This window comes from Prevotella sp. E9-3 (assembly GCF_022024015.1).
GTDB lineage: Bacteria > Bacteroidota > Bacteroidia > Bacteroidales > Bacteroidaceae > Prevotella.
The window spans coordinates 468760-481529 of the sequence record NZ_CP091786.1 but is presented as its reverse complement, the minus strand read 5'-3'; the positions used below and the strand labels follow the sequence as shown (position 1 = coordinate 481529).

Genomic DNA, 12770 nt, shown 5'->3' with positions numbered 1-12770 from the left:
AATCATTCTTCAAAATGGCTGAAACACTCGACGAAACAGACCTGCAGATTCTCAGAACACTGCAAAAAAACGCTAAATTGACCACAAAAGAGTTGGCAGATGCCGTTCATCTGACCCCAACTCCTGTATTTGAACGTCAGAAACGACTCGAAAAGAAAGGCTATATCAAGAAGTATGTAGCCGTTCTGGATGCCGAAAAGCTGAACCTTGGCCTACAGGTGTTCTGCAAAGTGAAACTGAAGCAGATCAACCACAAGATTGCCGACTCGTTTGTTCACCGCATCATGCGCATTCCCGAGGTAACTGAGTGTTACAACACCTCCGGTGCCTACGACTACCTATTAAAGGTAAGGGCACGCGACATGAAACATTACCAGGAATTTGTGCTCAACAAACTGGGCGAGATAGAAGACCTTAGTTCCATTGAAAGCACCTTCGTGATGAGCGAAGTGAAGCAGAACTACGGCATAAACATATAGGTAGTATATATAGAAAGTATATATAGGTACCCACTCCCCTCTCCAATCGGAGAGGGGTTGGGGGTGAGGCTGGCATGGGTGGACTTATGACCTGTTGGGGCGTAGGGTTGCATTGTAAAATAAGTTAGTTCCTCTGGAAAGGGGAACTTTTTTTGCCCGTTAACTATAAGGATTAGTAATGTTTTTCAGTTCGGTCTGTTTTTCCTTTTTTTCAGAACAATATTGCTGAGGACATCTAGAGAATATGCCTATCTTTGAACCGGAAAAGCCAATGACCCCTAGGCTAAGGGGCTGCGAAGGAAATATTACCAGACTAACTGTATAGTATTAACTAAAAACATTTTTATTATGAGAAAGACATTTCTACTTTTAGCAATGGGTCTTGCCGCCAGTACCGGCATGAAAGCCCAGACACTTCCTGAAGGCATGGAGATGCTTACACCTGAGGGTGTGACAGTAACCACAATGACCGACCGTTCCTTTGACAAGTCGAAGAATATTGTCATTTCCGGCAGTGCACAAGCTGGATGGAAGGTATTCTTCACTGCCAAGGAAGATACTCACGGCGAAGAACTATGGGTGTCGGACGGAACGCCTGCCGGCACGAAGATGGTGAAAGACATCTACCCTGGCGCCGTCAGCTCGAACGTGCAGTACATCACCCGTTTCAACGACAAAGTGGTGTTCCAGGCCACGGGCAACGACGAGGACGGTTGTGAGCTGTGGATATCGGACGGCACAGAGGCCGGCACCTATATGCTGATGGACATCAACGAGATAGGCGACTCCAACCCTGCCGGTTTCACGCAGGTGAACGAGACACAGTTCATCTTCGGTGCCATCGACTTCGAGAGTATGACCTACGGTGACGAGGAACAGCGCTGGCTGTGGGTAAGTGACGGTACCGCCGAGGGCACTAAGCTGCTGAAGGACTGCTGGGTGAAATATCCTGGCACGCACACGGCTAACGACCAGTACCACTTCTGCCGCGTAGGCCGCAAGGTGTTCTTCAAGGGCGACACGAAGGACGGTGAGTTCACCGAGACGCTGTGGGTGACCGACGGCACCGAGGCAGGCACCATCATGCTGGGCGATATCAATACGACCGTCGTCGATGAGAACACGGGCAAGACCAACAGTGCCCAGCTCGACTGGATGACGAACGTGAACAACAAGTGGCTCTTCTTCAAGGCCGTGTCGGAAGAATACGGTTCGGAGCCCTGGTACTCTGACGGCACGCCCGAGGGCACCCGCATGATAGGCGACTTCACCGAGGGCGAGAATGCCAATGGCATCAAGAACGGTGACGGTGCGTTTACCACCTGTGTGATGGGCGACTATGTCTATTACCGCGGTATGTCGCCCGACAACTCGTATGGTATAGAGCTGATTCGTACCGACGGCACCAAGGAAGGCACCTCGCTGGTGCTCGACATCAACAAGGTGCCCAACGAAACCGGCACCAATAGTGGTGTGCCCGACGTGTTCCCCTACTGCGTCTTCGACGGCTATGTATGGGGTAAGGGCCAGTGGGGAGTAAACACCTCCTATGACTTCTGCCGTGGCCTGGAGATTTTCTATACCGACGGTACTCCCGAAGGCTCGGCCATGCACAGCGACCTGAACCCCGGAACGGGTGCCGGCGCCCAGTGGGAGGGCACCGTATGCGGCGGTTCGATGTATTTCCGCGGACAGAACCAAGTACCTGCCGGTACACAGACCTGGGAGCTGTTCCGTCTGGACAACAAAGCCGATGAGATGCCTGTGCTGGTGATGGATCTGGCCGAGGGCATCGACTACGTGCACACGTTGCGCAACTTCAACAACGACCTCGTGTTCACCTCCGTGGCCTATCCGCGCCTGTTTAAGTACCACTATCGCAAGCCTGGCTTCAATGCCGATAAGGATATGCCCTCCATGGAGCTCGACTTCGACGGTATGTCGAACGTCTATAATGGTCATGCCACGGCTATCCAGGCCGTCAAGGACAACGGCAAGGCCCTCGTCACCGTCAAGCGTGGCAGCGGTGCGCTGACACTTCAGACCACCGAGGGTGTCAACGGCTATCAGTTGTGTGATGTCTCCGGCCGTACCCTTGCCCGTGTAAAGCACGTAGGCACAGAGGTCGTCGTTCCTACCATCGGCATGACTCATGGTGTCTATGTCGTCAAGGTTGCTACACAGACAAGACGTGAAATCACCGTTAAGATAACGTTATGAAAAGACTTCTCAGCTTATGCTCATTGCTATGCATTGCCATAATAGCAATGGGACAGGGCCTGAAAGGTGTCGTCGTCGACGAGGCGACACAGGAGCCACTAATGGGTGTCACCGTGATGACCGAGAAAGGTCACACTGGCGCCATTACCAACATTGACGGTGAGTTCACCATCGCCGTCAGTGTTGGCACACCCCTGAAGGTGAGCTATATGGGCTATGCCACGCAGAGCGTGAAGGCCTCGGCCAACATGCGTATTGTCCTCAAGGAAACATCGCGGGAGCTGTCCGACGTGGTGGTCATCGGCTATGGTGTGCAGCGCAAGAGCGACATCACCGGTGCCATCTCCTCGGTCAGTGCCAAGGACCTCACCGCAGCCCCCGTTGCCAATACCGTGCAGGCCCTGGCAGGACGTGCTGCCGGCGTGCAGGTAATGACCAACACCGGTGCCCCTGGCGGCAGTACCACCATCAAGATCCGTGGTACAGGCACTGTCAACGACTCTGACCCGCTGTACGTCGTCGACGGATTCATCGTGAACAACATCGACCACCTGAACCCCTACGACATCCAGAACGTAGAGGTATTGAAGGATGCTGCCTCCAGCTCCATCTATGGTGCACGAAGTGCCAACGGTGTGGTGCTCATCACCACCAAGGGCGGTCAGTCGGGCAAGATGAAGATCACCCTCGACACCTACTGGGGCATATCTAACCCTTGGAAAGAAATCAAGGTGATGGGTGTGGAAGACTTCGCACTAATGCGCGACTACAACACCGGACTCAGCAACTACTCCTCCGACGGCCAGCTCTACTACAGCAAGGACGCCGAGGGCAACTATTATTTTGACGAAGGCAAGAAGCACCGTCTCGACTCCATCTCGGCCAACAGCCCCGACAGCTGGTGGAAGGCCGTCACCCGCACTGGCTTCAAACACCAGTACAACCTCTCGGTGAGCGGTGGTACCGACAAGACCAAGTTCATGGTCAGCGGCAACTACTACGGCGAGAACGGTGTGGTGCGTACCTCCGACTACGAGCGTGTCTCGCTCCGTCTGAACCTCACCAACAAGCTGACGCGCTGGCTGTCACTGCGCACTTCGCTGCTCTACACCTCCGACGACCGCTCGCTCATCAGCGAAGGTCAGAACTCGGTGCTGAAGCGGGCCCTCAACCAGAGTCCCCTCGTCTGCACGTACAATACCAAGGGCTACTGGACTGAGGACCATCCGCTGGCACAGTTGGCCAGGAACCACAACCAGGCCAAGTCCAACCGCATCGATGCCAACATCGACCTGACGGCCAACATCAACAAGTACCTCACCTACCAGTTCAAGTTCTCCGACTATGCCGACTTCTACAACACCTATGCCTTTGGCGAGGTGGGCAAGCTGGAGGAGGAATTTGTCATTCCCGACGATATGACATCGGTGAATCGCGTGTCGAAGAAGACCAACAAGTGGGAAGTCAACAACCTGCTGACATTCCAGATGAAGACAGGAGCACACAATATCGGCATCACTGCCGGTCAGACAGCCGAACAGCAGAGCATTGAGAATATCTCGGCCTCGAAACAGGGCACCTCGTCGAACGAGGAGAACCTGCGCTACCTCTCGGCAGCATTCTTCGGCGACCGCACGTCGGGAGGACTCACCGAGTGGTCGGCACTGGGATTCCTGGGACGTGTGAACTACAGCTTCAATGACACCTATCTGCTACAGGTCAACTTCCGTGCCGACGCCTCGTCGAAGTTCCACAAGAACGAGCGCTGGGGCTATTTCCCCTCGGCATCCATAGGATGGCGCTTCTTCAACGAGCCCTTCATGGAGTCGCTCAAGTGGCTCAGCAACGGTAAGCTGCGCCTCGGATGGGGTATTCTGGGTAACAACCGCATTGGCGACTATGCCCGCTACACCATACTGAACAACGACCTGAACTATTCCTACGGCACCGGTGCCCACGTCACCCAGTCGGGTGTCGCTGCCACCTCGATGGGCAACGACCATATCAAGTGGGAGAAGACCAAGTCGTACAACATCGGTCTCGACCTCGGCTTCCTCGACAACCGGTTGACAGCCAGCTTCGAGCTCTATACCAAGCGCACCGACGACATGCTGCTCAATGTTCCTGTCACCAATGCCGCAGGCCTGGTGACGGCACCTATGGTCAATGCCGGTTCAGTGGACAACAAGGGACTCGAGATTCAGATGGCCTGGAAAGACCGGGTGGGCAAGGACTTCCGTTACGAGGTAGGCTTCAACATCTCGTTCAATAAGAACGAAGTGGTCTCCCTGGGCACTGGCAACGAGCCCGTCTATGGTGCCTACCTCAATGAAAACAGCATCCTGAACTATGTCACCAAGACCGAGGTGGGCCGGCCTATCGCCTGCTTCTTCGGCTATGTCACCGACGGCATCTTCCAGACCATGGACGAGATACAGAATTCTGCCCAGAACGACGGTGTCACCAAGCCCGGCGACTTCCGTTTCAAGGACCTGAACAACGACGGAAAGATTGACTCCGAAGACCGTACCTATCTGGGGTCGCCCCATCCCGACTTCACCTTCGGCGTGCCCATGACCTTCGGCTACAAGAACTTGGAACTCACCGTGTTCCTACAGGGACAGGTAGGCAACGACATCTTCAATGTCATGGAGTACTACCTCAACTCCAATCACGGCACAGGCAACGTCTATACCGAGTTGCGACAGAACCACTGGGCTGGCGACTACGAGGCCAACCGCTCCTTCTGGCCCGCCAACCCCACGGCCTCCGTGCCCGACCTGCGCCAGGCCGACAACTCCAAGAACTACCGTGCCAGCGACTTCTATGTCAAGAACGGCTCCTACATGCGTCTGAAGGATGTGCGACTCAGCTACAACGTACCACAGCATCTGGTCAGCAAACTCCATCTGCAGGGGCTGCAGGCCTACATATCGGCCTACAACCTGCTGACCTTCACCAAGTACAACGGACTGGATCCCGAGGTAGGCCGCAACAGCGGTTCGGAGTCCAACAACCTCTACATGGGAGTCGATCACGGTAACTATCCTCAGGCACGCAACTTCACCTTCGGTCTGAACCTGACGTTCTGAGAAATGTAAAAATTTTAAAAATCAATAATGTAAATGACTCGACAATTATGAAAAGGATAAAACCATTTATATTTTGTAATTTTTACATTGTAGTGGCTGCACTGCTGTTCACCGCCTGTAGCGACTTCCTCGAGAAGGAGGTGCAGGGAGCCTCTACCCCCGACAGCTTCTACAAGACGAAGTACGAGTTGCAGGAGGGCCTCAATGCCGTCTATGACGTGCTGCAGAGCAACCAGTTTACCAACTGCGCATGGATCTTCGGCGAGGCCTGCGGCGACGACGTCGTAGGTACCGACGAGAACGGCACGTCGCAGATAGCCGAACTGGTGAACTTCCGCTTCGACACCTCCAACGATTGGCTGTTGCGTCGCTATCAGATCATGTATCGTGGCATCAACCGTGCCAACCAGCTCATCTCACATATCAACAGTGTGAAGTTCTCCAGCGACGATGCCAGCAACTACACCACGGTGCGGGCCATCCTCGGTCAGGCAAAGTTCCTGCGTGCCTACTTCTATTTCGAGCTCGTCCGCACTTTCGGCGGTGTGCCCATCCGTCCTGAGACTGAGGACATCAACCGCCTGACCATCCCCCGCTCCAGCAAGGAAGAGGTCTATGCCTACATAGAGCGCGATCTGCGCGAGGCTGCCTGCATGCTCGACGCCAAATATACCGATGCCTCCAGCGGCAAGGTGGGCTGCGGAGCCTGTGTGGCCCTGCTCATGAAGGTGCTCATGTACGAGGCTACGCCAGGCAAGCTTTCCGACAAGTGGAAAGAGATAGCCCTGCTCGGCGACTACTTCATCACCGGACAGACGCTCACCTACCGTGACATCCTGCACCTCGACCAGTACGACGAGACGTGGGACCAGCTGATGCGCCGACTGTGGTTCAAGCCACGCGAGAAACTGCTCTCAGGAGAGGTCTATACCACCGAGGACACCGCCCTGCCTGCCCTGGCCAACATCTATTCGCTGGTGTCGAAGTCCAGCTACGACGGCTCCACGCTCCACTACCGCGACCTCTACTACCAGATGGGCGAGTTCTGCTCGCGCTCCGTCTTCGAGATCGTGTTCAAGGAGAGTGCCACGGGCAAGAGCGACGACGACAACGAGGGCATGGGCATCATGAACGACCTGTTCTGGAACCGTCTGTGGGCCTCCACCTCCTTTCGCAATGCCGTGGCCAACGATCCGCGCCGCGATGTCATCATCCTGCTCCATGCCAGTGCCACCTTCGACAACGAGCGTCTGGAGGTGCCCGCCACCCGCTATGGCTGCATGAAGTGGTACACCCCCAAGAACGAACGGCCGCTGGACAGCAACGACAATGCCAAGAACCGCCGCGTCATCATCTACAGCGACGTGGTGCTGATGTATGCCGAGGCACTCAACGAGGTGGGACGACGCGAGGAGTCGCTCACCCAGCTCAACCGTGTGAAGGCTGTGGCCAACGAGATTACCAACGTCTCCACACTCTACACTGCCGGCACCTATCTCGAGATGCGCTCACAGATATGGACCGAGCGGCGCATTGAGCTCTGCCACCTGTGGGACCGCTACTTCGACATCGTCCGCCAGGGACGTGCCGCCACCATCCTACACAACCTGGCCTCTGAGCAGGTATGGGGACGCGGCAAGAACTATATCGAGGGCGTACACGAACTGTTTCCCATCCCCCAGAACGAGGTCGACGTCACCAACGGCATCGTCAGTCAGAATCCTGGTTACTAACTCTAACACATCATCGTTTCCTATGAATAAATATTCTATTATCATATATTTGGCGCTCGCTACACTCCTCTGCGCAGCCTGTAGCTCCGACGAACAGGTAGCCATGCCCACTGCCGACTTCAAGGTGTCGACCACGGCCACAGGCATCAACGAGACCGTCACCTTCACCTTCACCGGCACCGACGCACGCCAGGCCGTGGTATTCCCCGGTGATGAAGGCCACGACTGGAACATGGTCAACCAAGGCAGCACAGGACTCGTCATGAGCAAGGGCGTAGCCACCTATGCCTATACGAAACCTGGTGTCTACACTGCCACCGTCGTAGCCTCCAACTACAACAAGGAAGGCAGTGACGGCAAGAAGGCTGTGGCACAGGTCACCATCACCGTCACCGACGACAACAACAAACTCAGGTCGGTCATACTGCAGAAAGACCTGTACAACAAGGAGATGGCCGCTGACATCACTGATGACTATGTGCTCGTGGCCATGCCAACGAAAGTAAGGGTCAACAACCGCGACATCGCTGTCAAAGCCAATGCACAACGGCTGGCCATCGAGACCATGTCGCCCAATGCCACCGTCAGCATTGGTGGCGAACCGTATTCCGACAAGACAAAGTACGACCTCACGTCCCAGCTCACCATCGACGTCACGTCGGCTTCGGGCACCCTCAGAAGCTATCCCGTCTACACCATTGCCTACCCCGTGTTCTCCACGTTCAGCATTGATGGTGTCGAGGGGTCGACGACCTACAGCGCATACAACTATGACAAGACCGTCGTCAGCATCGTGATGCCTGCGGGTACAGACCTAACGCGCCTGAAGCCTGTCTTCAGCTCGACGGATGCACAGAGCATCAGCATCGGGGGCGTCATCCAGCAGTCGGGCGTCACGGAGGTAGACTTCTCGCAGCCTGTTGTCTATACCCTTACCAACCAGTTGGCCGATCATCCAAAGTGTCGATGCGAGAGTCACGTAGTGGTGGAGGTATCTGTTAAATAACAACAAAAAATGGTCATGCTGCAGTATTATGTCACTCGGCATGACTATTTTTGTAGTCCAAGAACTAAATGACATAACCCTTCCTAAACCGATTGCTCTATGCGAATAATCCTATTGCTACTCACCTTTGTCACACTGAACATAGGTGCACAGCCCACAGTGCAGCACACCTACAACCCGCCCATACAGTTTACCCGCCTCACCACGGGCAACGGACTGCTGCAAAGCCATATCACCTGCATCCTGCAAGACCACCGCGGACTCATCTGGCTTGGTACACGCAACGGACTATACCGGTATAACGGCTACGACTTTCAGCCTTTCCTGCGCAGCATCAACGATAGCACGTCGCTGCCCGACAACTTCATCCGCTCACTCTGTCAGGACCGTCAGGGCCGCATCTGGATAGGCACCGACAAGGGCGTGTGCCGCTACCGTACCGAAAGCAACGACTTCCTGCGCTATGGCGGCATGACAGGACAGGTACATTCCATCGTTCAGCATGCCGACGGCAATATCTACTGCTCGTCGGGAATACTCTACGTCATCGACACCAGCCGACAGCAGCTCGTAGCAGTCACCATGCCCGACGGGCAGACAGTCATCAAAGGAACTAATGTGCTGGCTGCCGACCGCAACGCACTGTTATGGGTAGGGGGGCGCCAGGGACTGCATGCCTACAGGCCGCAAGGCAAGAGCCGGCTGACCGAGGTGTCGCTCAGGAATGCCGAGGAACGACTGGAAAAGGACTTCATCACCGCACTCTACTGCGATGACCACGATCATATATGGGCAGGAAAGAACGGACGCGACCTGATAAGCTACGACCAGGCCACTGGAGCCGTCAGCCACTACGAGACAGGTACGCCCATGACCAACAATGTAGTGCGTGCCATAGATGCCGACCGTCAGGGACGCATCTGGGTAGGCACCGAGCGCGGCCTTGTCATCATCAGTCCCGACGGACATACCGAGGCCCTCAGACAAGACTATGCCAACCCCTTCTCGCTGAGCGACAACGCCGTCTACTCCATTCTGTGCGACAACGATGACAACGTGTGGATAGGCACCTACTTCGGAGGCGTAAACCTTTATAGCAGTGCATCGGCACGCATCAAGTACTATGCTCCGGGTAACCAACCTGGACAGCTGGGAGGAAAAGCCGTCAGACAAATGGCCGAAGAACCACCCCAACGGCTGTGGATAGCCACCGAGGATGGCGGACTCAACCTGCTGGACCGCACCAGCGACAAAATCAGCCGCGTCAACATCAGTGGCATGTCGTCGGACAACATCCACTCGCTGATTATCGACAACCACCGCAACCTATGGATAGGAACGTTCATGGGCGGACTGACACGCTACAATCTTGACACCCATGATGCCTATACCTACGACAGGCACAACTCACCACTGGCAGATAACAACATCTTTGCCCTCTGCACCGATTGCGACAGCGACCTGTGGATAGGGACCACCAACGGACTCTATCATTACGATAACGCATCGCAACAAATAGAACCTATACACAAACAGCCCCTTGACCATGCCTTTGTCTTCCACCTTGAAAGCGACAAGGACGGCATCGTATGGGTTGGTACCCGATACAACGGACTTATCAGCTACGACAAGGCGACAGGCACAACCCACCACTACAAGGCAGGATCTGCCCCAGGACAGATCACCGACGACTACATCACCACACTTCTCGTCACACGTAGCGGACAGCTCTGGGTAGGTACCAACAACGGCGGACTCTTTCTCAAAAAGGAGAACGCTGACTTTGAGTCCATGATACGCAGCGGCGTGCTGACCGAGCTTTGCATCTACGGCCTGGCCGAGTCGGCTGACGGGAGCCTGTGGATAACGGCTGGGAAAAGCATCTATCGGCTCGACCCTGAAAGTATGACGGCAACCATGCTCAGTGGAGGCGTCGATTTGCCTACAGGCCATTTCAACTACACTTCCGCACGATGTGACTCGCAGGGCACACTCTGGTTCGGAACGGTCGACGGACTTGTGTCCTTCCGGCCAGAGCAGGTGATATCAGAGCCTACCTTTCCACCAGTACAGTTGCTGCCACTGACACTGTCCGCAGACAAGGAATGCGACATAGATGCACTCGATGGCATCACGCTCAGTCACGACGAGGCCGCCACCATCGGCATTGCCTTCGCTGCCATACAGCCTGCTCATACACAAGGGATTGTCTATGAAGTGAAAATGGAAGGTCTGGGCAGCGGATGGCAATATGTAGGCACACAACGTAAGCTATACTATTCGCACCTCTCCTCGGGGCGTTATGTCTTTTCTGTTCGCGCCTCTTCTACACGCGGCGTCTTCTCTGATAGTAACATACGCTCTATTACCATCATCATTCGTCCGCCGTTCTATGCCACATGGTGGGCTTACACGGCATACGCCCTCCTCCTCGGTGCCTTTCTCTGGTGGCTCTTCCGACACTATCGCCGCCGACAGCATGAAAAGCGCATGGCCTATGAGATGCGTATCGAAAAGGAAAAACTGGAAAAGCTGGATCAGATGAAGCAGGCTTTCTTCACTGATATCTCGCACGAATTCAAGACGCCCCTCTCGCTCATTATTGCCCCTGCACGCAAACTGCTCCATGAAGTGAAAAGCGGCAAGTCAAAGGAAAACATTGAAACCATTCTGAAAGGCGCCGGCACCATGCAGTCGCTGCTCGACGAGCTGGTTGAGGCAGGAGGCATGCGCGACATCCATCAGCAGCTGAAGATGGTGTATGGCAATCCTCTTGCCCTTGTCAACGATGTGTCGGGCCGTTTCCAACCCCTGGCCGACGAAAAAAATATGGTTTACAACATTGAGATAGAGGATTGGGAGGCAGAAGGTTCCTATTCGCCAGAGGCAGTAGAGAAAATCGTAGCCAACCTGCTGTCCAATGCCTTCAAGTTCACACCACAGGGCGGTACTGTAGAGCTGTCTGCCACACTGAGTCCTCATGGCGAATTATGTATCACTGTCAGCGATACTGGCATAGGTATGGACGAGGAAACCGTGACACATATTTTCGAGAAATTCTACCAGGCCAATGCCGACGGCAACAAGTCACAGGGATGGGGCGTCGGCCTGGCCGTAACCAAAGGTCTGGTTGAAGCCCATGGAGGTATGATAAACGTGGAATCGAAACCTGGACGAGGGTCCGTATTCACCGCTACGTTACAGATGCAACCTGCTGCCTCAGCCCTGAAGAATGCTGATGACGAGAAAACTGTGGTAGCGACGGCTGGTGACGAGGTAGAGCCTCAGCACACTGATGAGGGACTCAGCACAGTGCTCCTGGTCGAGGACAACGCTGACATGCTGCGGTTCCTGACCAGCATCTTTGAAGGGGAATTTCAGTTGTTCACAGCCAACGACGGGCAGCAGGCTCTCGACCAGATCAGGGCCGCTCATCTGCCGGATATCATCGTCAGTGATGTGATGATGCCTCGTCTCAGCGGTACAGAGTTGTGCCGTGCCGTAAAAAGCGATATACTGACGGCCCACATCCCCGTCATACTGCTGACGGCCAAGGGCGGCACCCTGGCCACACGCGAAGGCTATGAGCTGGGGGCCGATGCCTACATAGAGAAGCCTTTCGACCCCGCCGTCCTACTGCTGCAGGTGAAGAACACCCTGAAGACGCGCGACAACAACCGCCGACTGTTCAACGAGTCGTCGACACTCGACATCAGCGTGATGGCCAACAACCGCTATGACGAGAAGCTGCTGCGCGATATACGCAGTATCGTTGAGGAGAATATCGGTAACAGCGACTTCTGTGTGAACGATGTGTGCATGGGGGTGGGCGTGAGCCGTACGAAGCTGCATGTGAAGCTGAAGAGTCTGATCAATATGTCTATTGGCGAATATATCCGTGAGACGCGTGTCAGGAAGGCGAAGGAAATGCTCCTTGCAGGACATACGCCCACCGACACTGCCTATGCCACGGGATTCTCAGACCCCAACTACTTTGCCAAGTGTTTCAAGAAGTCGACGGGACAGCTTCCACGCGAGTTCGTGGCCCAGCAACAGGCGAAAAAAAATGAAGATATAGGCGAAAAGTAGCGTTTCTGTCCACTCCCTAACATTATTCCCTGTATTAAGAACATTTTTACCCTGTGTATAGGGTATCATTATCCTAACTTTGCAAGCGAAATGTATTTTAAAAAGGATCAGCACCATGAACTTGCGAACAATTATCTGGCCAGTGGTCGCG

The 12770-nt window shown here is 54.7% G+C and carries 6 protein-coding genes; all 6 read left to right on the top strand.

Annotated elements, in window-relative coordinates; translation table 11 throughout:
* The first annotated feature begins 14 nt into the window (after positions 1 to 14).
* The 6 genes from L6475_RS01675 to L6475_RS01650 all read left to right on the top strand — a co-directional run bounded on the left by L6475_RS01675 (position 15) and on the right by L6475_RS01650 (position 12619).
* Positions 15 to 479: an Lrp/AsnC family transcriptional regulator gene (locus L6475_RS01675; RefSeq protein ID WP_237821888.1), complete on the top strand. Its 465-nt coding sequence runs from the start codon at positions 15 to 17 to the stop codon at positions 477 to 479.
* Between the two features lie 348 nt (positions 480 to 827).
* Positions 828 to 2699: an ELWxxDGT repeat protein gene (locus L6475_RS01670; protein ID WP_237821885.1), complete on the top strand. Its 1872-nt coding sequence runs from the start codon at positions 828 to 830 to the stop codon at positions 2697 to 2699.
* Complete coding sequence (locus L6475_RS01665) at positions 2696 to 5791, top strand: TonB-dependent receptor (protein ID WP_237821883.1); 3096 nt, start codon at positions 2696 to 2698, stop codon at positions 5789 to 5791. Before L6475_RS01670 ends, L6475_RS01665 begins: the two co-directional genes overlap by 4 nt.
* Positions 5792 to 5838: 47 nt before the next feature.
* Positions 5839 to 7524 (top strand): RagB/SusD family nutrient uptake outer membrane protein, encoded by a 1686-nt coding sequence (locus tag L6475_RS01660; RefSeq protein WP_237821881.1) that lies wholly within the window; start codon positions 5839 to 5841, stop codon positions 7522 to 7524.
* A gap of 22 nt (positions 7525 to 7546) precedes the next feature.
* A complete protein-coding gene (locus L6475_RS01655) occupies positions 7547 to 8530 on the top strand; it encodes a PKD domain-containing protein (protein ID WP_237821878.1) in 984 nt (327 codons plus the stop codon).
* Between the two features lie 99 nt (positions 8531 to 8629).
* Positions 8630 to 12619, top strand: coding sequence for a two-component regulator propeller domain-containing protein (locus L6475_RS01650; protein WP_237821876.1), 3990 nt, complete (start codon positions 8630 to 8632; stop codon positions 12617 to 12619).
* The last annotated feature ends 151 nt before the right edge of the window (positions 12620 to 12770 follow it).

Excerpts from the sequence above, each read along its gene's own strand:
- L6475_RS01675 (WP_237821888.1), top strand. The coding sequence starts at position 15 with ATGGCTGAAACACTCGACGAAACAGACCTGCAGATTCTCAGAACACTG.
- L6475_RS01650 (WP_237821876.1), top strand. The coding sequence starts at position 8,630 with ATGCGAATAATCCTATTGCTACTCACCTTTGTCACACTGAACATAGGT.
- L6475_RS01655 (WP_237821878.1), top strand. The coding sequence starts at position 7,547 with ATGAATAAATATTCTATTATCATATATTTGGCGCTCGCTACACTCCTC.
- L6475_RS01670 (WP_237821885.1), top strand. The coding sequence starts at position 828 with ATGAGAAAGACATTTCTACTTTTAGCAATGGGTCTTGCCGCCAGTACC.
- L6475_RS01665 (WP_237821883.1), top strand. The coding sequence starts at position 2,696 with ATGAAAAGACTTCTCAGCTTATGCTCATTGCTATGCATTGCCATAATA.
- L6475_RS01660 (WP_237821881.1), top strand. The coding sequence starts at position 5,839 with ATGAAAAGGATAAAACCATTTATATTTTGTAATTTTTACATTGTAGTG.